Source organism: Brevundimonas sp. GW821-FHT10A07, assembly GCF_059415785.1.
On the sequence record NZ_JBWKNX010000012.1, the window covers coordinates 91,433 to 113,815 of the forward strand.

Here is a 22,383-nt window from a genome sequence, read left to right on the forward strand (position 1 = left end):
ATGACTGTGAACACGACCTCGCCCTCGCGCATCGGCGAACTGATCGCGGCCCAGCGGCGCGCCCAGCGCGGCCGCCTGCGCATCGCCGCAGCCGGCGGCGCGTTCGTCGCGGTGGCCGCCACCTGCCTGCTAGGTCTCTCGGGCTGGTTCATCACGGGCGCCGCCATCGCCGGCGTCGCCGGATCGGCGGCGGTCCAGGCCTTCAACTATATGATGCCCAGCGCGACCATTCGCATGCTGGCCATATTGCGCACCGGCGCCCGCTATATCGAACGGGTCGCCGGTCACGAGGCTGCGTTGAAAGCCCTGGCGCGGCTGCGCCCGCAACTGTTCGACGCCCTCGCCTCCGCCCCGCCCGCCCAGGCCCTGGCCTTGTCGTCCGGCGAGGCCTCGGCCCGACTGGTGCAGGACGTGGATGCGGTCCAGACCCTGTTCGTGCGTCTGTCGGCGCCCTGGGCCTTGGGTGCGGGCGCCGTTTCGGCCGCCCTGCTGGCCGGCATGGCCAGCCCCATGGCGGGCCTGATGCTGCTGCTCGCCATGGGACTGAGCGCTGCGGGTTCGGTGCTGATCGCCCGTCGCCTGGCCGCCCCCGCCGGACGAGAGGTTCAGATCGCCACGGGCGTTCTGAAGGATCGGCTGACCGCCCTGGAAGCCGTTTCTCCGGAACTGAAGGCCTATGGCCTGGACCGCTGGGCGGCCGGCGAGGCTGCCCAGGCCGCCGCCCGTCTCGACCGGAGCCAGATCGTCCTCAGCCAGGCCGGCGGCTGGATGGCCGCCTGGCAGGCGACGGTCACGGGCCTGGCCGTCGCCGCAGTCGTGCCCGCCACCCTGGGCGCCGCCCTGCCGATGACGGCCCTCGCCGCCCTGGCCGCCGTCATGGGGATCGAGGCCGCCGCCGGACTGGTCGGCGCCCTGCAACAGAACGGCGCCGCCGTCGAAGCCGCCCGGCGGCTGGACGCCCTGGCCTCGGCCCCGTCGCTTGCGTCCTCGCCCGCCCCCTCGGAGGCGAGCCTGGTCCTGTCGGCGGACGGCGTTCAAATGGCCCCGCCGATGCGCCTGGGCCTGATCGGCCCGTCCGGGTCGGGCAAGACCACGCTGGCTGAACGACTGGTCGGCCTGCGCGACGCCCTGGCGGACGAGGCGCGCTTGGGCGGATTGGACATCGCCGGCCTCGCCCCGGACGACCGCCGCCCGCTGTTCGCCTACGCCGCCCAGGACATCCGCCTGATCGACGGCACGATCCGCGACAATCTGCTGCTGGCCGGCCCCGCCGAAGACGGCGCGCTGTGGCGCGCGCTGGAGGATGCGGCCCTGGCCGAACGGGTCCGCGCCGATCCGGCCGGCCTGGACGCCCGCGTCGGCCCCAATGGCGAGAGACTGTCTGGCGGCGAGCGGCGACGGCTGGGCCTGGCTCGCGCCTATCTTCGGTCCGCGCCCTGGCTGGTGCTGGACGAACCGACCGAAGGCTTGGACCCGACGACCGAGGCCCAGGTGCTGACCGCGCTCGACCGGCGTCTGAAACACTCGGGCCAGGGCCTGATCGTCGTCAGCCACCGCCCCGCCCCGACACAGCTGTGCGACCGGGTCATCCGGGTGGAGGGGATCGCCGAAGACGGAAAGGTCCGCCTGACCGTCACGCGTCAGCTGGCGCCGGTCTAGACGGTTCTATCGCTGGACGACGAAACGGGTTTCAGACTTCGCCTTCGGCGATGTCGCGAAGGCGGTCGGGCTGTTCGATCCGCAGTTCGTTCAGCGACAACAGACGGATCACGCCGGTCGTCTTCAGCTTGGTCAGAACCCGGCTGACGGTCTCGATGGTCAAACCCAGATAGTCGGCGATTTCAGACCGGGTCATCGGCAGTCGGACCTGGTCCTCGGTCGACGGCCGCAGGGGATCGCGCGTCGGCAGGTCCAGCAGGAAGGAGGCGATCCGTTCCTGGGCCGTCTTGCGGCCCAGCAACAGCATCTGATTCTGCGCCGCCGCCAGTTCATGGGTCGCCCGATCCAGCAGGGCCTCTTCCAGCAAGGGTCGCTCACGGATCAGGGCGCGATAGTCGGTCTTGCGGAACCGACACAGGGTCGCGTCCTCAATGGCCTCGCCGGAAAAGGCGTAGTCCTGGCCCGTGGCCAGACCGACGAAGTCGCCGGCGAACAGGAAACCCGTGATCTGGCGCCGCCCATCCGGCAGCAGCTTGTAGATCCGCACTGAACCCGAGGTGATGTTGAACAGATGGACCGCCGGATCGCCTTCGCGGATCAGGGACTCGCCCGCCTTCAGCGACACCCGCTCGGCGATGGAGTCCAGCCCGGCCAGATCGGCCGGGTCCAAACTGCTGCACACGCTGAAGGCCCGCGCGCCACAGGTTGAACACACCGAGTCCTGTCGGCGCTGGGCGCAGTCCGTGGGCAGGGATCTGAGTTCGAGCATGGTTCGTAGAGGTTAGGCCTGACGACCGACACACGCAAACGGATTGATGGAGATCAAGGCGGCCATTTCGTCCATGGCTTATGGGGGCGAAAATGAGCGCCCTCCAGTATCGCCGCCTGAACAGCGACGAAGCCGACCAAGCCTATGTGTTGGCCCACATGGGGAACCCCAGTCTGACTCTGGAATCCTGGCGCGCTGTCGTGGATTCGGCCCCGGCCGTCGGCGGGGTCATCGCGGCCGTGGCGAATGATTGCGTCCGGGCCATACTGGCCTATTCCATCTCAACGACGTCCTCGGGCGAGCGGCAGTTCATGGTCGACACCCTGGTCGCCTTCGATCTTTTGCGGCCGGAAAAGCTGATCGAACCGCTCGTCGCCGCCGCCTGCGATCTGGCGCGCAAGGGGTGCAGCTCCATCGGCCTTTCCAGCCGAATCGACGCGCCGGGCTATGACGCCGTCATGCGCCAGATATCCGACGCCGCCGTGCTTCACCGCGTCATCTGATTCCGTCCTGCGCAGCTTGGCCGTAGCGTCGCGCCAGGACGGCGCAGGCGAACAGCTGGATCTGGTGAAACAGCATCAGGGGAACGACGATCAGGCTGACGCTCTGCGCCGCAAACAGGATGGCGGCCATGGGCAGGCCGCTGGCCATGCTCTTCTTCGAGCCGCAGAAGACGATGGCGATCTCGTCCTCGCGCGAAAAGCCCAGCCGGCGGCTGACCAGGGTCGTAACCGCCAGAGCGACCGCCAGGATCATAACGTCCAGAACCACCACCAGCCCCAGGTCCAGATGAGACAGGCGGGTCCAGACCCCGGACACCACCCCGGCGCTGAAGGCGACATAGACGACCAGCAGAATCGAACCCCGATCCACCACCGAGGTCAGACGGCCGTGCCGCGTCAGCCAGCCGCCGATCAGGGGCCGCGCGGCCTGCCCGACGACAAAGGGCGCCAGGATCTGCAGGGCGATGCCTTCGATGGACGACAGCGACACGCCCGCGCCGCCCACGGGCAGCAGCAGCATCACCAACAGGGGCGTGATGACCACTCCGGCCAGATTGGACACCGAGGCGGCGCACAGGGCGGCCGGCACATTGCCCCGCGCGATGGCGGTGAAGGCGATGGAGGATTGGACCGTCGACGGCAGCAGGCACAGATAGAAGAGGCCGATCCTCAGATCCTGAGCCAACCACGGCCCCGTCGCCCAGAACACGGCCAGGCCCATCAGCGGGAACAGCAGGAAGGTGGAGGACAGCACCATCCCCTGCAACCGCCAATGCGACAGTCCCGCCCAGACGGCGCCGGGCGACAGACGCGCGCCATAGAGGAAGAACAACAGGCCGATGGCCGCCGTCGCCACCCCTTCGGCGACGTTCGCGCCCGCGCCGCGAGCCGGAGCCAGGGCGGCCAGAACCACCGTGCCGATCAGCATCAGCAGGTAAGGGTCGATCCATCGGCGCAACGCGTTCATGGCCCGGTCCTAGGCCGCGCCTCAGGCGAACGGCAAGCCCCGCATCAGATCGTCATCGGAGGCGAACCGATTCTGATCGTTCAGTTCGCACGCTCGGATCGGGCGACAAAATAGGGCAACAGCCCCGCCACCACCCGCCGACTGGCGTCCTCGTCCTGGTCGAGCATGTTCCTGAGCGGAGTTCCGATCAGGGCCTCGCCGAACGCGCTCAGCGCGATGAAGAGGACCGCCGAAGACAGTCGGTCCCGGCTGGCGTCGGACGGGTCGCCCAGTTTCTCCTGAATCACGTGGACCAGCCCGTTGACGGCGTCCCGAACGGGTTCAAGATGAGAGAGATCGCCCTTCAGCACGATCCAGGCCGCCAACTTGCCCGCCCCGCCTTCGGCGAAGGCGTCGAATACGGCGGTGACCAATTCCAGCGGCGCCCCTTCATCGGTACGCAGGCGCGCGATCGCCGCCTCGAGGTCGCGAGACAGATCCGCCACCATCGACCCCATCAAGGCCGACTGGAGCCCCTCGGCCGACCCGAAGTGATGGATCAGATTGGCGTGGGTCATTCCGAGGTCATCGGCGACGGCCTTCAGGGTGACGGAGTCCGGCCCTCCGGACAGCAGTCGCGCACGGGCGCAGACCAGGGCCTCCAGACGAGCTTCATCAGGGGTGCGACGACGACGACGAACGCGCTCTATTGACATCAGTGTTAGTTACATCCATGTAGATAGCAACTGGTTAAGCTCAGTCCTGGGAGAGAGCAAGTGACAGCCGAACTAATGGTCGCGGACGCCAAATTCGATCCGCAAACCCGCACGCCCAGCCGGCTGCGTCCCCGACGCGTCGAGCCGCTCCGGGCGCTTCGCGCCTTGCGCCGTCTCATCGCCGACAAGGAAGATACGACTCAGGTGTTCGAGATCATGAACGCTCTGGCCGGGCGTTCCGTCCGCCGGGGCTATGAGAAGATGCTCGAACAGCCTGAAGGCGCTCGGCAGGCCTATATGATGGTGGAATTGGCGGACCGCCTGCATGATCGGGCGTGGCTGGAGTCGCTCCCGCCGGGCACGGTCGGCCGCGCCTATCTGGACTTCATCGACGAGCGGAACCTCTCGGCCTACGGTCTGGCCGGGGAAAGCCGCAAGGTCGCGGACTCCGAGATCGAAGCGGCTCACCCCTACGCCTGGTATGCGCGCCGACTGCGCGACGTGCACGATCTTTGGCACGTTCTCACCGGCTATCGCACCGACGCGCTCGGAGAAGCCTGTGTGGTCGCCTTCTCTCTCCCGCAGACTCGAAGCGCGGGCTTTGGTCTGATCGCGGCCGGTGTTGCGATCGAAGCCGCCCGGGCCCGCACGGGCCACCCGTGTGCGCGCGCCGTTCTTCAGGCCTGGCTTCGGGGCCGCCGGGCGGCCTGGCTGCCGGCGCTGGACTACGAGGCGCTGATGTCGGTGCCGCTGGAGCAGGCCCGCGCCCGTCTCGGCCTGTCCGGACCGACCCTCTACGACCGGATTCCGGTCGAACTTCGCAACAGCCTCCTGGTCGCGGCTTGATGGCGCCCCTTTCAGCCGTCCTGATCGCCGGACTTCTGTGCACGGCGGTTGCGGGGCCGGCTGCGGCGGCGGACAGTCGGCTTTTGGGACGATGGCGCACCGCCGCCCAGGGGGGCGTGGTCGAGATCCACGCCTGCGGCTCGGCCCTGTGCGGTCGGCTGGTCGATGCCGCGCCGCTCCGGCGCAATCCGGACCAAAGGGACGTTCGTAATCACGATCCCGCGCTGCGCGACCGTCCGCTGCGCGGGCTGAGGGTTTTGGAGGGATTTCGGGGCGGCCCGACAACCTGGACCGGCGGGCCGCTTTACGACCCGGACAGCGGGCGGCGCGCCGCCAGCGGGCGTCTGGTCCTCATCGATCCCGATCACCTTGCGGTGCGAGGCTGCATCGCTCCCCTGCTCTGCCGAACCCAGACCTGGGTGCGGCTGCCCTAGGGCCGCCGGTCAGGCCATGGCCCGACCGGCGGCGCGACCCGTAAAGAGGCATCCGCCCAGGAAGGTGCCTTCCAGGGCGTTGTACCCATGGGCGCCGCCGCCCCCGAACCCCGCAGCTTCGCCGGCCGCGTACAAGCCTTCGAGCACTGTTCCGTCAGGCTTGAGAACGCGACTGTCCAGATCGGTCTGAATCCCGCCCAGGCTTTTGCGCGTCAGGACATGCAGCTTGACGGCGATCAACGGACCGGACCCGGGATCGAGAAGACGATGCGGTTTTGCGACCCGGGCGAGACGATCGCCCAGGTATCGGCGGGCGTTGTGAACGCCCTGGATCTGGAGGTCCTTGGCGTAGGGGTTGTCGATCTGCGCGTCCCGGGCCGCGATCACCCGCCGCACCCCCTCGACGTCCAGCAAGGGCGTCGGGGTCAGAGCATTCATCCCTGCGACGAGGTCGCCGAGTGCGTCGGCGACCACGAAGTCGGCGCCGTGCGCCTTGAACGCCTCGACCTCCGGCGACGCGCCCTTGCCCAACCGGGTTCTGAGCACTCTCAGCCAGTCTCCAGAGGTGATGTCGCCATTCTGCTCCGATCCGGAAAGCGCGAACTCCTTTTCGATGATCGCCTGGGTCAGAACGAACCAGGAGTGATCGTGCGCCGCCAGGTCGGGCGTGGTGCGCAGGTGGCGAAGAGTCGAAAGCGTATCGTAGCCCGGCAGGGCCGGGAACGGCAGGCGGCGCCCAAGGGCGTCGAGCCAGAGGGACGACGGGCCGGGCAGGATGCGGATGCCGTGCCCTGGCCAGATCGGGTCCCAATTCCGCAGACCCTCGACATAGTGCCACATCCGGTCACGGTTCACGACGCGGGCCCCGGCCGCCTCGGCGATGTCCAGCCCCCGTCCATCGACATAGGCGGGCACGCCCCTGACCATCTCGCGGGGCGGACTTCCCAGGCGCGCGGGCCACAGACGCCGCACCTTGTCATGATCCCCGCCGATCCCGCCCGTCGCGATCAGCACCGACAGAGCCCGCAGGGTGAAGGACCCCACCGCATCCCGATTGGAGGCCCGGCCGCGCCCCGCCGCGTCCGGCGCCAGTCGAACGCCTGACACCCCTGTGACCCGCCCCGCTTCAACGATCAGGTCGTCGACGCGACAGCGCGGGTGATACGTCAGCCTGCCGCGTGTCTCGGCATCGCGCACGCGGGCTGCGAACGGGCCGCTCACGCCGGTCCCGGTGCCCCATGCGACATGGAACCGGGGGACCGAGTTGCCGTGACCGTCAGCGCGACCGTCCCCCCGCTCGGCCCAGCCGACCATAGGCGTCAGTCGTATCCCGTGACGCCGTAACCAGGCGCGTTTCTCGCCGGCCGCGAATTCGACATAGGCCTTTCCCCACCGCACCGCCCACTCATCCTCGGCAAGCGGGCCGTCCAGCCGATCCCAGGCCGCGCTGCCCCGCCAGTCCGACCAGGCGAGATCAAAGCCGTCGCGGACGCCCAGGCGACGCTGCTCGGGGCTGTCGACCAGGAACAGACCGCCGAATGACCAGTGGGCCTGCCCGCCCAGGTTTGCGGCGTTCTCTTGATCCACCAGCGCCACTCTGCGGCCGGCCTGAACCAGCTCGTTGGCGGCGACCAGGCCCGCCAGTCCGGCGCCGACGATCACGGCATCACAGTCCATCCTGTTTCCCCTTTTTCGCGACGCGCGCGGGCGAAGATCGACATCCGAACTCCCCCGTTCCGGATGACCGTCAACCAACACTGCTGTCAATATGTATTGACATGACGGTGAGTAGTGCGAAGTTGCCGACAACCGCCGGTGGCCCCGCCCCGTCGAGCGGAAACATCAGGCGGGAGGAAACGCACATCACGCGCCGCCGACAGACCGGCGCGCTTCGGGAGGATTTCATGGCTTCAGCGGTCAGCATTCGCGCGCGCCTCGCGCTCTCGGTATCGGCGACAGCCTTCCTGATGACCGGCGCGCCCGCGCTGGCGCAGACAACCCCGCCTCAGCCGGATTCTGCTCCCGTCGTCGTGGACGACATCATCGTCACCGCCCAGAAACGCGAACAGTCGGTGCAGGACGTGCCCATCGCTGTCACCGCCCTGTCGGCCGAGGCCCTGCAGTCGCGTCAGATCGATGGGGGTTCGGAACTGCTGCGCGCCGTGCCGAACGTGGCCTTCTCCAAGTCCAACTTCAGCATGTACAACTTCTCGATCCGCGGGATCGGGACCAAGGCGGTGTCGGCCTCCAGCGACCCGGCCGTGGCCGTCAGCTTCAACAACACTCCCCTGATCCGCAACCGCCTGTTCGAGCAGGAGTATCTGGACGTCGCCCGGGTAGAGGTGCTGCGCGGGCCGCAGGGTACGCTTTACGGCCGCAACGCCACCGGCGGGGTCGTCAACATGTTCCCCGAACTGCCCAAGTTCCGGTCCGAAGGCTTCGCGGCCGGCGAACTGGGCAACTATGACAGCCGGCGCGGCCAGGCCATGCTCAACGTCCCCTTCGGCGATACGTTCGCCGTGCGCGGCGCCTTCGGCTTCACCCAGCGCGACGGCTTCGACTACAACAGCTTCAACGACACCCATGTGAACGACCGCGACCTGTTCACCACCCGTCTGTCGGCCCGCTGGGAACCGACAGCGCGGTTCCGCGCCAATGCGATCTGGGAGCATTTCGAGGAAGACGACAATCGCTCGCGCACCGGCAAACAGCTGTGCACCACCGATCCGGGTCCGACCCAGGTCGGTTCGGCGCCTATCCCCGTCTCCTATAATCAGGACCAGTTGAGCCAGGGATGCCTGCCCGGCTCTCTGTATTCCGACGCGGCCTATGGCGTACCCAACGGCGGTTCCTTCGGACCTATTCGGCTGCTGTCCGGCTTCTTCAATCTGGGCGGCTTCGACGCGAATGGCGCCAGCGTCTATCCGATCCCCCAGGGCTTCGACCCCTATGAGGGCGTCGTGCAGTCGCGAGACCTGCGTGAGATCGCCACCAACTACGATCCCGTCTTCCGGGCCGAGAACGACGTCGTCCAGGTCAATCTGGAATTCGACCTGACCGACACCCTGACCCTGTTCTCACAGACTGCCTACGCTAAGGACGACTATTATGCGTCGCAGGACTATGCGCGCTACGTCTCCAATCCCGCCTTCTCGGACAGCAGCCAGGTGTTCGACTTCTTCGGCGACCTGATTCCGTCGCCGGCCGCGCCGGGCGGCGTCTACACCGATCCGCAGCTGGGGCCGTCAAGCAGGATCCTGTCGGCCGACATCAGCCAGTCGGACAATCGCCAATGGTATCAGGAGTTCCGCCTTCAGTCCGACATGGAGGGTGATTTCAACTTCAGCCTCGGCGCCAACTATTTGGATTTCAAGTCCCAGGACGATTACTACGTCTTCAACAACACCTTCTCCTACCTCGCCGAGTATTTCTACAACTTCGAGCTGGGACCGGACGGCAGTTCCCAAACCGTGCCCTGCGATGATGATCGCGTGTTCGAATGCGTCTATGTCGATCCCAATCCGCTGAGCGAGATCGACGGCGAAGGTCACAACTATTTCCGCAGCAAGAACGTTGTCCACACACGGTCTTGGGCGGTGTTCGGCGAGGGCTATTGGGATCTGACGCCGGAACTGCGGCTGACGACCGGCCTGCGCTACACCGAGGACCGCAAGGACACGACGCCCTATCCCAGCCAGCTGCTGCTGGGCGCGCCGCTTGGCGGCGGGTCTGGTCCGGGGTCGGGCGGATTCGTGCGTCGGGGCTATTACGCCCTGCCGGATATTGAACAGAAGTGGGAGGCGGTCACCGGCCGGATCGTGCTGGATTGGACGCCCGATCTGTCCTTCACCAACGACACCCTGATCTACGCCTCGTTGTCCCGCGGCTACAAGGGGGGCGGCACCAACCCGCCTCGCCTGGAGCTGGACCCCAAGGTCGTCCAATATCAGCCCCTGGCCAGCACCTTTGAGCCCGAATACGTCAACGCCTTCGAAATCGGCGTCAAGAACACGCTGATGGACGGGGCGCTGCGGCTGAACGCGACCGGCTTCTACTATGATTACAAGGACTATCAGGTTTCCCAGATCGTCGATCGCATCTCATTGAATGAGAATTTCGACGCCGAAATCTGGGGTCTGGAGTTAGAGGCGGTCTACAGACCGACGCCCAGTTTCCAGATTGACGGCAATTTCGGCTATCTGAAGTCCCGCATCGCCGACGGCGAACGGTCCATCAACGTCATGGACCGTACCCAGGGCGACCCCGACTGGATCACCATCCGTCCCTGGATCCAGGTGCCGTCGAACTGCATCGCTCCTCGCGCCTTCGCCGAAACCATCCTCAACAGTCCGTTCGGACCCGAGGCGGCCAATCTGGCGCTGAGCGCCCTGTGCGCCGGCTCGTCGCGGTTCGGCACCTTCAACCCCAACTTCGAGTCCAGCCTTCCCTTCTGGGCCTTCTACGGCTTCACCTATGATCCGCTGACCGAGGCGCCGAACGGCGGGCGGGGTTTCGAGGCCGACCTGAGCGGCAACGAACTGCCCAACTCGCCCAACTGGACCGCCAACATCGGGGCCCAGTACAGCTGGTTCCTGGGCGATTGGGACCTGACCCTGCGCGGCGACTACTATCGCCAGGGCGAGAGCTTCTTCCGCGTCTACAACACGGAATATGACCGGCTGGAGGGCTGGGACAATCTGAACCTGTCGGTGTCCCTGACCAACGAGGCGCGGGGCCTGAGGCTCCAGGCCTATGTCAAGAACGTCTTCGACGATGCGCCCATCGTCGACGCCTTCACCAACTCGGACGACACGGGACTGACGACCAACGTCTTCACCCTGGACCCGCGGCTGTTCGCCGTGCGGCTGACCAAGTCGTTCTGAGATCGCCGACAGGCCGGTCGACGACCGGCCGCCCTGCAAGGCCGTCCCCGGCGTCGAGAGACGCCGAGCGGACGGCTTTATGTGGTTTTATGTTATTGAAAACTATACGTATTTTCCCTTGACTCCAGGTTGCTTACGGCGCTGTAAGTAGGTTGCCCCTAGCGGGTGAACACACGCACAACGGGTCCACTTTAAGGACCATTCAAAGGGAGGACTATCATGATCAAGACGCTTTCCATCGCCGCCGCGGCGCTCGCTTCCGTCGCCCTGGCTTCCCCCAGCTTCGCCCAATCCTTCTCGCCCAGCTCGGGCAGCGTATCGGGATCGGGATCGGTGACCCTGTCGCAATCGATCACCGTCACTTGCAACGTCTCCATCACCGCCAGCCCGCTGAGCGCGACCAGCGCGCCCATTCCGACGCGCAGCATCTCGCCCGGCGGCATCGCCTGCTTGGCGGTCGCCCCGACGGGCGCCTGGAGCGCGGCTGTGGTGCCGGGATCGACCACCTCGATCTCCCTGACCATCGGCGCCAACACCGTGGCCAACGACCCCTGCTACGGCACCGTCGTCGTCGCCTGGAACAATGCGACCAGCACGGCCACCTTCAACAACAATGTGCTGCCGCCCGTGAACGCCGGCGGCCGGAACTGCACGATCCGCAGCGGCTCGATCCGCATTCCCGGCCTGCAGATTCTCTAAGGCCGGCGTTCCCCTGGATCCCAAACCTGAAAAACCTCGCCGGGCGTCTCTGACGCCCGGCATTTTTCGCTTCCCTCCGCGGCGAGGCGAACTGGATCGTCATGCCGTGATCAAGGCCGCGTATTTCATGGGCCTTGCGATCCAGGACGGGGGTTGATCGTCCATGCTGGCCCTTCTGGCTCTCATCGCCGTCCAGGAGGCGCCGCCCGCTCCTCCCTCGCCCGCCCAACTGGAAGAAGTCGAAGTGGTCGGACGGCGCGGTGCGGCCAGGGTCGCGCCAGAGCAGGAGCTTGGGCCCGAAGAAATCGACAACCTCGGCGCCTATGACATAGGCGAGGTGATCGCTCGCCTCAGCGAACGTCTGGGCTTCCAGCAACCGCCCGTTGTGATCGTGAACGGCCGCCCGGTCGTGGACGCCCAAAACTTCACGGGCTTCCCGCCCGACGCCCTGGTCCGCGTCGAAGCCCTGCCGCCGCAGGCGGGCGCCCTCTACGGCGGCGATCCTGGGCGGCGGGTCGTCAACATCGTCCTAGAGCCCGAGTTCAGAAGCCGTGACGCTCTGGCGAAGGCGTCCCGGCCGACAGCCGGCGGAACGACGACCCTCTCGCTCGACGCACGCCAATCACAAATCCAGGGATCCTCGACCTTCCAGATGGGCCTTCAGGGCGCGAGGACCACGCCGCTCTGGGCGGACGAGCGGCCAGGCTATGGTCGAGACCATCCGGGCGGTGGCGAAAACACGCTCCGCCCGCAGGCGCAGACGGCCTCGGTGAACCTATCGGCGACCGGAACCCTGTCAGACTGGTCGACCTCGTTCAGCGCAAGTCTGCAGACCCGGCAGGACCGCTTCGTCTCAAGTTCGGTCGCAACGGCGGACAGGGCGGAGACCCGACAGGAAACAGACGCCCTGACCATGGCCGGGGGCCTGGCGGGGCGCGCCCTGGGATGGTCGGTGAGATGGGGGCTCGATGGTCTGGTCTCGGAAGGCCGGCAAAGGGGCGCGACGGATGTGACGGCCCGCACGGTGTCGGCCGTCGCGAAGCTCTCGGCCGACCGGACCCTGATCGACCTGCCGGCGGGGCCCGCCCAGATGACGGTCGATACGCAGTATCTTCGCTCCAGATCCGACATCAGGGCCGCCCGCGTAACCGCACCCCCCTCGTCTCGCGCGCTCGAGCTCCGATCCGGCCTGACCCTGCCGGTCACGTCCTCGCAGTCGGACGGGGACGAGCCCCGGCGGTTGCTCGGCGACCTGGCGCTCAATCTGGGCGGCCGCCTGAGACTGCTCGACGAGGCCGACGCCCAGGGGACGGGGCTGAACGCCGGCGTCGCCTGGGCGCCGTCCGGGAGAGTCCGTCTGGGCGCGCAGTTCGCTCAGGCGACCGATGCGCCCACCCGTGAACAGCGGTTCGACCCGATCCGCTATGGGCCGCCGCGCACCTTCTATGACTTCCGCCGCGGCGAAGCCGTCGAGATCCAGCCGATTCTCGGCGGCGCCCCGGATCTTCAGGCCCAGGAGACGCAGACCCTGTCCCTCTCGGGATCGACGGGCCCCTTCGGCGCGTGGGGTCTTCAGGCCAGTGTCGATCTTCAGAACACGCGGGCGACGAATGCGATCGGAGCCCTTCCCGCCCTGACGCCGGCGACCGAGACGGCCTTTCCGGACCGTATCCTGCGCGACGCCTCAGGCCGCCTGACGGGCATCGACCAGCGGCCGATCAATCTCAAGGCGATCTCGTCCCAAACCCTCTCGTCGGGCCTGACCGCCAATATTCCGCTCGGGAGCGGGGCGCCGGAGGCGTCCAGGCGGGGCTCCGTCCAGGTCGCCTTCAACCACACCTGGCGGCTGGAGGATCGCATCACGATAAACGAAGCCCTGCCCCGCCTTGATCAACTCGCCGGAGACGGCGGCGGCCTGTCGCGTCATCAGTTGGCGTTGCGGCTCGACGGACGATACGCGCGTTGGGGTTTGAACCTTGCGGCGACCTGGCGAAGCGGCGCGCGCCTTCGTCGCGATCTGGGGCAGGACGGCCCTGACGATCTGCTTCTGTCGCCCCTGACCCTGATCGGCTTCACCCTCAGCACCGTCCTGTCGTCGCCCGGGAGCGAGGCCTCGGACACGGGGCCGCGCCGTCGCACCCAGGGCTTGCGGCTGGAACTGGGGGTGGAAAACCTCTTCGACGCGCGGCCGACCGCGACCCTGGGAGATGGCCGCCCGGCGCCGGCCTATGGTCGCGACGATCAGGACCCCCTGGGCCGCGTCATTCGCCTCAGCCTCAGCCGACGCTTCTGAGCCTCGAGCCCAGCCCCGCCGAGGCGGCCCGGCCCCTAGCCTTGCGTCGACTTGCGCGACGCCAGGCTTTCGTAGACGGCGTCGCGCAGAGACTTGAGGCGGATGTTGAGGTCGCTGAGTTCGGGCATGGTCTGGCCTGAGGCGTCCAGCAGGGCTTCGCCCAGACACCCGGCGCGTTCGCGCAAGGCTTGGCCCTCGCTGGTCAGGGTGATCACCACCTGGCGCTCGTTCTCGGGGTTGCGCGCCCGCCGGACAAGGCCGGCGACCTCCAGCCGTTTCAGCAAGGGCGTCATGGTGCTGGGCTCCAGCGCCAATTCGTCGGCGATATCGCCGACCGTCCGGCCGTCCTCCCGCCACAGGACGTTCATCACGAGATACTGCGGATAGGTGACGCCCAGATCGTCCAACAGGGGCTTGTACGCCCGCTGGATGGCCATGCCGGTCGAATAGACGGTGAAGCAAAGCTGGTCCTCCATCGGGACCGGACCTTTGGATTTGGACATTCCGACCTACTCGCTCCTGCACAGGACGAGAGTTATATCGCGATAATTATTCTCTTAACAAGCCCGACAACCTGCCTCGCCAGGCCCGTCTCGTCGTGGGCCGGTCGCGGGATTGGATGCGGCGCGCTTCGGAGTGGACGCGCGAAAGGTGCAGCCGGCGGGAATAATTGGCCCTGTTGAGACGTCTAACGTCAGAGCCGCCCGCCCGAGCCAAGGCCGACCATGCCGAACACCTTACTTGTGCATATCCGCAGCGGCCCTCGCAGCCCTGCGACGGTGTTGTGGACCAGCCGCCGCTCTTGGCCAGCTTGGCGTTCATTCCGACCATTACGGAGGGCTGACGCCATGCCCGGCGCTCCGCCTCAGACCGGGAGGCGACAGAAAGTTATATATCGCGATAAATATTGGCTTGACAGAACTCCGGCGCTTCATGCATCTTCTTTTAGCGCGATAAATGTTATCGCGATTTCGCCTTCACTCTCACGTCCGCCACCACCGTCCCAACCCAGTTCCAAAGGAAACGACCATGATCAAGTTCCGCAACATCCTCCTCGCCGCCGTCGGCGCCGCCAGCATCGGCGGAGCCGCTCAGGCCCAGTCCGTCCAGACGATTCCGGCGGCTCAGACCGTCCGCAACGTCGTTCTCGTCCACGGCGCCTTCGCCGACGGCTCGGGCTGGAGGGCCGTCTATGACGACCTGACCGCTCGCGGCTACCGGGTGACCATCGTCCAGAACCCCCTCACCTCCCTGGCCGACGACGTGGCCGCCACGCGGCGCGCCCTCGCCCGCCAGGACGGCGGAACCATTCTTGTCGGCCACTCGTGGGGCGGCGTGGTGATCACCGAGGCCGGCGTCGACGAAAAGGTGAAGGGCCTGGTCTATGTCTCCGCCCTGACCGCCGATGTCGGCGAGACGGCCGGGGACCAGTATAAGGGCTTCGGCATCCCCTCGACCTTCGTGATCGAGGAACAGGCCGACGGATTCGGCTTCATCAGCGCCGAACGCTTCCAGGAGGGGTTCGCCGCCGACGTCGGCGATGCAGACGCCGCCTTCATGCGCGACTCTCAAGTGCCCATCGCTATGTCGGCCTTCGCCACGCCGGTCACCCAGGCCGCCTGGAGGACGCGCCCGAGCTGGTTCATCGTCGCCACTGAAGACGCCGCCATCGCCCCGGCCATGCTGCGTCAGCAGGCTGAGAAGATCGGCGCCGTCAAAGTCGAGATTCGCGCCAGCCACGTCCCGATGATCTCACAACCGCACGCCGTCGCCGACGTGATCGATCAGGCCGCCCGCAGCGCCGGCGGCCGGCCGAACTGACGCCTGCAACCCGACCGAAACCTTCGCTTTCAAACCACCCTCTCAAAGGACATAGCCATGACCTACCTGACCCTCTCCGACGACACCCGCCTGTTCTACAAGGACTGGGGCCCCAAGGACGCTCAACCCATCGTCTTCCACCACGGCTGGCCGCTCAGCGCCGACGACTGGGACAACCAGATGCTGTTCTTCCTGGACAAGGGATTTCGCGTCATCGCCCATGACCGCCGCGGCCACGGCCGTTCGGACCAGACCGACACGGGCAATGACATGGACACCTACGCCGCGGACGTCGCGGAACTGGCCGAGGCGCTCGACCTGAAGAACGCCATCCATATCGGTCACTCCACCGGCGGGGGCGAGGTGATCCGCTACGTCGCCCGCAGCCGGCCCGGCCGCGTCGCCAAGGCCGTGCTGATCGGCGCCGTGCCGCCGATCATGCTGGCTACGGCGGCCTATCCCGGCGGTCTGCCGATGGCGGTGTTCGACGGGTTCCGCGACGCGTTCAAGCAGAACCGCGCGCAGTTCTTCCTCGATGTGCCGTCGGGTCCCTTCTACGGCTTCAACCGAGAAGGGGCGGAGGTGAGCGAAGGCCTGATCCGCAACTGGTGGCGCCAGGGCATGGCCGGCGGCGCAAAGGCTCAATACGATTGCATCACCGCCTTCTCCGAAACCGACTTCACCGAGGACCTGAAGGCCGTGTCCCTGCCGGTGCTACTGCTGCATGGCGAGGACGATCAGGTCGTGCCGATCGACGCGTCCGCGCACCAGGCTGTCAAGCTGCTGTCGAACGGAACCCTGAAGACCTATCCCGGCCTGTCCCACGGGCTGTTCGCCACCCATCCGGACGTCGTCAACGCCGACCTGCTGGCGTTCATTCAAGGATAGGCAGGGTCTAGCGGCCGAATGCAGGGAACCGGGCCTCTCTGCATTCGGCCGTCGCCCTTCGCGTGAAAGCAGCTGGCCGAGGCGTCGGGCCAAAACCGCGACAATTCGGCCGTTCATTTGAGCAATATGATGGTCTGGGCGGCTAAGCGCCCAGACCATCTGGTTTCGCCCTCAGGCGGCTGGGGTCACCGCCTCCAGGTCCGGAATGATGGAGAGCTTGTCCTCCACGGCCCCGGGTTTGACGCCCGCATCCGCCAGCTGGCCAGCCGCGGTAACCGGCTATCCCCGAACGATCCGTGTCGACAACGGGCCCGAGTTCGTCTCGCGTGACCTGGATCTATGGGCGTTCCAGCATGGCGTCACACTGGACTTCAGCTGCCCGGTAAGCCGACGGACAACGCGCTCGCCGAGTCCTTCAACGGCAAGGTCCGGGCCAAATGCCTGAATACGGCCTGGTTCCTCTCCCTCGACGACGCCCGCCGAAAACGCGAAACTTGGCGTAGAGACCGAGGCCCGGTCCATCATCGGGGTCAAGGTCACGATGCAGAGGGCGGCCGGCCCGAGTGCAGCCCCTCCTCAGGTATCAAACTGGGTCCTAAACAGCGCTTCATCGGGCCTCCAGTCGATCCCGCGCGCTTCCAGCCAATTGTCATCATAGTAGGTGCAGCCGTATCGATCTCCCCCGTCACAGAGGATCGATACGATCGAGCCCGCTTCGCCCTGGCTCGCCATCTCGTCGGCTAGACGGACAACGGCTACCATATTTGTGCCGGTGGAACCGCCTACCCGGCGCCCCAGACGACAAGACAGCGCCCGCATTGCGCCGATGCTGGCGGCATCGTCGACCGCGATCATTCGGTCGATGACTGAAGAGATGAAGCTTGGCTCGACACGCGATCGCCCGATCCCTTCAACGCAGCTCGCGCTCCCTTTCGGCAGAGACACGACCGCCGGATCGGCGAAATGGCGATGGAAGACCGAGTGAACCGGATCGGCGACGCAAAGCCGTGTGGCATGGCGCTGATAGGCGATGTAGCGGCCGATCGTGGCGGATGTCCCGCCCGTGCCGGCGCCGCACACGATCCAGGCCGGGACCGGAAACGCCTCCGCCGCCATCTGCGAGAAGATGCTCTCGGCGATGTTGTTGTTGCCGCGCCAGTCCGTCGCGCGTTCGGCATAGGTGAACTGGTCGAGATAGTGGCCTTTCGTCTCGCCCGCGAGGCGGTGCGCGACGTCGTAGACGGTGCGGGGGTCATCGACCGCGTGGATTTCCCCGCCATGAAAGCGGATCGCCTCGAGCTTGGGCGCGGCCGTCGACGCCGGCACGACCGCAATGAAGCGCAAGCCCAGCAAATGCGCGAAATAGGCCTCGCTGACCGCCGTCGATCCCGATGACGCCTCGATCACGCAGGTATCGGGACCGATCCAGCCATTGCACAGGGCGTAGAGAAACAGTGATCGCGCCAGCCGGTGCTTCAGGCTGCCGGTCGGATGGCTGCTCTCGTCTTTCAGATAGAGCGTGATCCCGGGATACCGGGGCAGGTCCAGCCGGATAAGGTGCGTGTCGGCGGACCGGTTGAAATCCGCTTCGATCTGGCGGATCGCCTTGGCGCGCCAGGCGCGTGCGGCGTCGTTTGGGTTGAGGATCATTGGTTCACCAGCCCGTGCCGCACCAGCATCGCGGCCAGATCCGCGTCGCGTCCGCGGAAGGCGCGGAAGCTCTCCGCCGCCGGACGGCTCGCGCCCCGGGAGAGGATTTCCTCGCAAAAGCTCGCCGCGACGCCGCGGTCGATCAGCCCGGCCTCGGCGAAGCGCTGGAACCCGTCGGCGGCCAGCACCTCGGCCCAGAGATAGCTGTAATAGCCCGAGGCGTAGCCGCCCGCGAAGATATGGGTGAAGGCGTGCGGAAAGCGGTGCCATGACGGCGGCCGCACCACCGCCACCTCGTCACGCACAGTCTCGATCACGTCGATGGGGTCGTCGCCGAGCACGCCCAGATGCAGCAACAGGTCGAAAAGCGCGAATTCGACCTGACGTACGACGAACATCCCCGACAGGAAGTGGCGAGCGGCGAGCAGCGTCTCGAACAGCGCATCGGGCAGCGGCGCGCCCGTCACATAGTGGCCGGACATGTCGGCCAGCACGGCGCCGTCCCAGGCGAAATCCTCCATCAACTGGCTGGGCAGTTCGACCGCATCCCATTCGAACCCGCTGATGCCGGCGATATTGGGCCGGTCGACGCGGGTGAACAGGTGATGCAGGCAATGCCCGGTCTCGTGCAGGAAGGTAACGACTTCCTTGTGGCTGAGCAGCGCGGGATTGCCATCGGTCTTCGGCGCGAAGTTGCAGACGAGATAGGCGACCGGCACGCGCTGGAGATTCCCGTCGTTGAGCCGGGGTCGCGCCTGCGCCATCCAGGCGCCGCCACGCTTGCCCGGGCGCGCGTGCAGGTCGAGATAGACGCCCGCGAACACCGCGCCACCTTCGTCCGCCACGTCATAATAGCAGGCGTCGGGATGGTAGACGGCGACGTCGGGCCGCGCAATCAGACGGATGCCGAACAGCCGGTCGAGCAGCCGCCGCCACCCGGCGAGGACGCGCTCGACCGGGAAATGGGCGCGCACCGCCTGCTCGTCGACGGCATAGAGGGCCTGCCGCATCCGCTCGGCGACATAGGCGACGTCCCAAGGCTGAAGATCGGCGATGCCCAGATGCCTGGCGGCATGATCCGCCAGCGCCGCCATCTCCCGCTCGGCGGCCGGCTTCGCGCGGGCGGCGAGATCGCGCAGAAAGGCCAGGACCGCATCCGCATCGGTCGCCATCTTGGTGGCGAGCGACCATGCGACCGGATCGGCAAAGCCGAGCAACCGCGCAGCCTCGCGCCTCCGGTCGAGAATATCGATGATCCGCCCGGAATTGTCGAACTGGCCGGCGTGCGGCCCCTGGTCGGACGCGCGCGTGCCCGATGCGGCATAGACACGCTCGCGCAGGCCGCGGTCCTCGGCGAAGGCCAGGACCGCGTTGACGCTGGGCATCTGGAGCGTGACGACCCAGCCGGTCAGCCCCTTGGCCTTGGCCGTCTGCGCAAACATCGCCTTGTCGGCGTCCGAAAGCCCTCCGAGGATCGCTTCGTCCTCTACATGCTCGAACCAGACGTCGGTCGCGTCCAGCACTGCATTGCCGAACTCGGTCGAAAGCTGCGACAGCTCCACCGAAATGGTCGCGAAGCGGTCGCGGTTCTCGGGCGCGAGCGCGACACCGGAAAGCTTGAAGTCGCGGATCATGTGCTGGACGGCGGCGCGATCCGCATCGGACCGGTCCGCAAATTCGCCTGTCTTGGTCAGTGCGACCAGCACCTCATACAGAGCCTGGTTCTGCATGACCTGAAGATGGTTCTCGACGAGCCGCGCCTGGCCCGCTGCATGGGCGGCGCGCAGTTCCGGCGTGTCGGCGACGGCTTGGAGATGGGTGACCGCCGACCAGACGCCCCCGATGGCGGTGTCCGCCCGCTCCAGCGGCAGCCACGCGTCTGCGAAATCGGTGGGCCGGGCCGCGACGATCTTGGCTACGACCGCGCGGTGATCGGCGAGCGCCTGGCCGAGCGCAGGGGCGATCTGGTCGGGCCGGATATCGCCGAAGCACGGCAGGGCCAGCGTGTCGAGCAGCGGGTTTGTCATTGGATTTTCCATCTTGCGGGTGTGTCAGACCAACACGCCGATGTCGGCGCCTTCGGCAGCGATCGCATGCGCGTTGCGCCCGGCCAGATAGCGCTCGGCCTCCAGCGCGGCCATGCAGCCCATGCCCGCCGACGTCACCGCCTGACGGAACAGCCTGTCCTGCACGTCACCGGCCGCGAACACGCCCGGCACGCTGGTCGCGGTCGATCCGGGCGCGACGAGGACATAGCCCTCGCCGTCCATATGCAGTTGCCCCTTGAACAGGGCGGTCGCGGGATCGTGGCCGATCGCCACGAACAGCCCCTGCGCCGCCAGGTGCGACACGGCGCCGTCACGGGTGTCGCGCAGCGCCACGCCGGTCACGCCGCCGCCGTCGCCCAGCACCTCGGCGACTTCGGCGTTCCAGACGATCTCGACCTTGGGATTGGCGCGAAGCCGCGCCTGGTTGGTGCGATCGGCGCGGAGCGTGTCGCGGCGGTGGATGAGATAGACCTTCTCGGCGAAATTGGTGAGGTACAGCGCCTCCTCGACAGCCGTGTTGCCGCCGCCGACGACCGCGCAGACCCGGCCGCGATAGAAGAAGCCGTCACAGGTCGCGCAGGCCGACACGCCGCGCCCGCGATAGTCGGTCTCGCTCTCCAGTCCCAGCCAGCGGGCGGATGCGCCCGTCGCCACGACGATCGTATCGGCCGTATACTGCGCGCCGCCGTCGCCGACCGCGCGGAACGGCGCGCGGGTCAGATCGACCTCGACGATGAGGTCGCTGACGACGTCGACACCGGCCTTGCGCACCTGCTCGCCCATCCGCGCCATCAGGTCAGGACCGAGCACGCTCTCCTCGCCCGGCCAGTTCTCGACCTCGGTGGTGATGGTCAGCTGCCCGCCCGGCTGCGGCCCCTCAATCAGGGTCGGCGCCAGCGCGGCCCGCGCGGCATAGACGGCGGCGGTATAGCCCGCCGGGCCCGAGCCGATGATCAGGATCTTGCTGTGCCGTACGCGCGGCCCGGTCGTCCTCGGCATCCTATGTCCTCATCCTTACTGTTCGGGAACCGGCGCGGCGGCCAGCGGCGCGCGCTCCATCAACTCGATCGTCTTCCAGCCGATCGACCGATACCGTTCGCTGGACGCCTCCACCTGCTCCAGCCGCAGGCGAAACTGCCGCGCCAGGTCCGGATGGTCGGCGTCCAGGATCGCCAGTACGCGCTCGAGCCCGGCGAATTCGGCCTTGTATCCGTCCTTCTCCGCCTGCTCGCGGATATGGAAGACGCGGCTCTCGTCTTGCTCGGTCCAGCCGATCCTCGACAGGGAAAGATAGAGCTCGAGTGTTCCCAGCCCGTTCAGCGTGTCGCGCAGGACGGTGCGCATGGCGCCCGGCCAGGCCGCCGCCTCGATAACCTGCCCCGCCCGACGATCCAGCGTCGCCTCCTCCAGAGCGTCCGTCGCGGCGACGGCGGCCATGCGGGCCGCTTTCCACGTCTTTCGATCGGGTTCGTCGCCGTCGATCGCACGCCGATGCAAGGCCATGATCGCCAGACGGCCCTGCTCCACATCCGGGCGCTGTTCGGTCAGAGCCGTCAGTTCGGCGTTGGCGAGGAGGTCCAGCACCAATCGCGAGACGATCGACTTCAGATCGGCCCCGACGGGCGTCCGCTCCAGCCACGCCTGCGCGAAGCGTTCGGCCTCGGTCTTCGGACGGAAGCCGTTGACGAACATCGGCAGAGCCTCGGCCAGCGCGACCGGATATCCCAGTCGCTCGGCGAAGCCCGGCGTATCGTCGGCTTCCATGACGGCGCCGATGACATTGGCCTGCTGGTTCTCCCAGGCCGGGAAATAGACGAAGCTGCCCGCCGCGATGTGGCGCCGCAGGCGCTCCACCGCCTGCGCCTTGACCGCCGCATCGCCCTGGAACGCGATAGTCGTCATCATTCCGTTCCCACATGGGCGTCGACAAAGGCGTCGAGCCGGCTGCGCGAGATGGTGCCGAAGGTCCGCCCGGTCTCCGCGCCGTCCTTCACGATCATCAGCAGTGGGATGCCGCGGACGGCGAACCGCTCGGCCAGCTTGGGATTGGCCTCGATATCGACCTTCACGATCTCCATCTCGTCGATATATTCCTCGGCCATCTCGTCGAGCGTGGGGGCCAACGCCTTGCACGGCGCGCACCAGGGCGCCCAGAAGTCGACCAGCACGGGCTTGTCGTTCTTCATCACGATCTCGTCGAAGTCCTGCTCGGTCGCGTTACGCATGAT

Annotated in this window: 19 protein-coding genes and 1 pseudogene; 10 read left to right on the plus strand and 10 right to left on the minus strand. The window is 67.0% G+C overall.

The features are described from left to right. Positions 1–1,659, plus strand: coding sequence for an amino acid ABC transporter ATP-binding/permease protein (locus tag AC07NC_RS11550; protein WP_494569662.1), 1,659 nt, complete (start codon positions 1–3; stop codon positions 1,657–1,659). Between the two features lie 31 nt (positions 1,660–1,690). Here AC07NC_RS11550 and AC07NC_RS11555 read toward each other — a convergent pair whose 3' ends face one another. Then, positions 1,691–2,341: a helix-turn-helix domain-containing protein gene (locus AC07NC_RS11555; RefSeq protein ID WP_183196322.1), complete on the minus strand. Its 651-nt coding sequence runs from the start codon at positions 2,339–2,341 to the stop codon at positions 1,691–1,693. Positions 2,342–2,520: 179 nt separating this feature from the next. Here AC07NC_RS11555 and AC07NC_RS11560 point away from each other — a divergent pair, with 179 nt between their 5' ends. Beyond that, positions 2,521–2,931, plus strand: coding sequence for a hypothetical protein (locus tag AC07NC_RS11560; RefSeq protein WP_155988139.1), 411 nt, complete (start codon positions 2,521–2,523; stop codon positions 2,929–2,931). Here AC07NC_RS11560 and AC07NC_RS11565 read toward each other — a convergent pair. Beyond that, positions 2,924–3,898 (minus strand): bile acid:sodium symporter family protein, encoded by a 975-nt coding sequence (locus tag AC07NC_RS11565; protein WP_494569639.1) that lies wholly within the window; start codon positions 3,896–3,898, stop codon positions 2,924–2,926. The genes AC07NC_RS11560 and AC07NC_RS11565 overlap by 8 nt on opposite strands. A gap of 80 nt (positions 3,899–3,978) precedes the next feature. Further along, positions 3,979–4,593: a TetR/AcrR family transcriptional regulator gene (locus AC07NC_RS11570; RefSeq protein ID WP_008261603.1), complete on the minus strand. Its 615-nt coding sequence runs from the start codon at positions 4,591–4,593 to the stop codon at positions 3,979–3,981. Positions 4,594–4,653: 60 nt separating this feature from the next. Here AC07NC_RS11570 and AC07NC_RS11575 point away from each other — a divergent pair, with 60 nt between their 5' ends. Next, a complete protein-coding gene (locus AC07NC_RS11575) occupies positions 4,654–5,439 on the plus strand; it encodes a Coq4 family protein (protein ID WP_231492528.1) in 786 nt (261 codons plus the stop codon). Beyond that, on the plus strand, positions 5,439–5,873 hold the full coding sequence (locus tag AC07NC_RS11580) for a DUF2147 domain-containing protein (protein WP_008261622.1): 435 nt from the start codon (positions 5,439–5,441) through the stop codon (positions 5,871–5,873). The genes AC07NC_RS11575 and AC07NC_RS11580 overlap by 1 nt, the downstream gene beginning before the upstream one ends. A gap of 9 nt (positions 5,874–5,882) precedes the next feature. Here AC07NC_RS11580 and AC07NC_RS11585 read toward each other — a convergent pair whose 3' ends face one another. Further along, the gene (locus tag AC07NC_RS11585; RefSeq protein ID WP_494569640.1) at positions 5,883–7,550 is read right to left on the minus strand and encodes an FAD-binding dehydrogenase; all 1,668 of its coding nucleotides are present in this window, start codon (positions 7,548–7,550) and stop codon (positions 5,883–5,885) included. A gap of 227 nt (positions 7,551–7,777) precedes the next feature. Between AC07NC_RS11585 and AC07NC_RS11590 the strand changes: the two genes are divergently transcribed. The 3 genes from AC07NC_RS11590 to AC07NC_RS11600 all read left to right on the plus strand — a co-directional run bounded on the left by AC07NC_RS11590 (position 7,778) and on the right by AC07NC_RS11600 (position 13,748). Next, complete coding sequence (locus tag AC07NC_RS11590) at positions 7,778–10,756, plus strand: TonB-dependent receptor (RefSeq protein WP_494569641.1); 2,979 nt, start codon at positions 7,778–7,780, stop codon at positions 10,754–10,756. 219 nt (positions 10,757–10,975) lie between these two features. Further along, entirely contained in the window at positions 10,976–11,455 is a 480-nt protein-coding gene (locus tag AC07NC_RS11595) for a PraA/PraB family alkane oxidation protein activator (RefSeq protein ID WP_494569642.1), read from the plus strand. A 163-nt stretch (positions 11,456–11,618) separates the two neighbouring features. Further along, the gene (locus AC07NC_RS11600; protein WP_494569643.1) at positions 11,619–13,748 is read left to right on the plus strand and encodes a TonB-dependent receptor; all 2,130 of its coding nucleotides are present in this window, start codon (positions 11,619–11,621) and stop codon (positions 13,746–13,748) included. Between the two features lie 35 nt (positions 13,749–13,783). Here AC07NC_RS11600 and AC07NC_RS11605 read toward each other — a convergent pair whose 3' ends face one another. Continuing rightward, positions 13,784–14,251, minus strand: a complete 468-nt coding sequence (locus AC07NC_RS11605) for a MarR family winged helix-turn-helix transcriptional regulator (protein ID WP_494569644.1) — start codon at positions 14,249–14,251, stop codon at positions 13,784–13,786. A gap of 526 nt (positions 14,252–14,777) precedes the next feature. Here AC07NC_RS11605 and AC07NC_RS11610 point away from each other — a divergent pair. The 3 genes and pseudogenes from AC07NC_RS11610 to AC07NC_RS11620 all read left to right on the plus strand — a co-directional run. Next, positions 14,778–15,569 carry an alpha/beta fold hydrolase gene (locus AC07NC_RS11610; RefSeq protein ID WP_494569645.1) on the plus strand — a complete coding sequence of 264 codons (792 nt, stop codon included), beginning with the start codon at positions 14,778–14,780 and terminating at the stop codon, positions 15,567–15,569. A 57-nt stretch (positions 15,570–15,626) separates the two neighbouring features. Further along, on the plus strand, positions 15,627–16,457 hold the full coding sequence (locus AC07NC_RS11615; protein ID WP_494569646.1) for an alpha/beta fold hydrolase: 831 nt from the start codon (positions 15,627–15,629) through the stop codon (positions 16,455–16,457). Positions 16,458–16,734: 277 nt separating this feature from the next. Further along, a pseudogene (locus AC07NC_RS11620) lies at positions 16,735–16,988 on the plus strand (integrase core domain-containing protein); the annotation flags it as partial. Between the two features lie 45 nt (positions 16,989–17,033). Here the strand turns inward: AC07NC_RS11620 and AC07NC_RS11625 are convergent. The 5 genes from AC07NC_RS11625 to trxA are packed head-to-tail and all read right to left on the minus strand — an operon-like array spanning position 17,034 to position 22,380. Continuing rightward, positions 17,034–18,107, minus strand: a complete 1,074-nt coding sequence (locus tag AC07NC_RS11625) for a PLP-dependent cysteine synthase family protein (protein ID WP_494569647.1) — start codon at positions 18,105–18,107, stop codon at positions 17,034–17,036. Continuing rightward, positions 18,104–20,134 carry a M3 family metallopeptidase gene (locus tag AC07NC_RS11630; RefSeq protein ID WP_494569648.1) on the minus strand — a complete coding sequence of 677 codons (2,031 nt, stop codon included), beginning with the start codon at positions 20,132–20,134 and terminating at the stop codon, positions 18,104–18,106. Before AC07NC_RS11630 ends, AC07NC_RS11625 begins: the two co-directional genes overlap by 4 nt. A gap of 24 nt (positions 20,135–20,158) precedes the next feature. Further along, entirely contained in the window at positions 20,159–21,154 is a 996-nt protein-coding gene (gene trxB / locus AC07NC_RS11635; protein WP_494569649.1) for a thioredoxin-disulfide reductase, read from the minus strand. Positions 21,155–21,169: 15 nt separating this feature from the next. Next, entirely contained in the window at positions 21,170–22,057 is an 888-nt protein-coding gene (locus AC07NC_RS11640; protein WP_494569650.1) for a hypothetical protein, read from the minus strand. Then, the gene (gene trxA / locus AC07NC_RS11645) at positions 22,057–22,380 is read right to left on the minus strand and encodes a thioredoxin (protein WP_494569651.1); all 324 of its coding nucleotides are present in this window, start codon (positions 22,378–22,380) and stop codon (positions 22,057–22,059) included. The genes AC07NC_RS11640 and trxA overlap by 1 nt, the downstream gene beginning before the upstream one ends. Between the last annotated feature and the right edge of the window lie 3 nt (positions 22,381–22,383).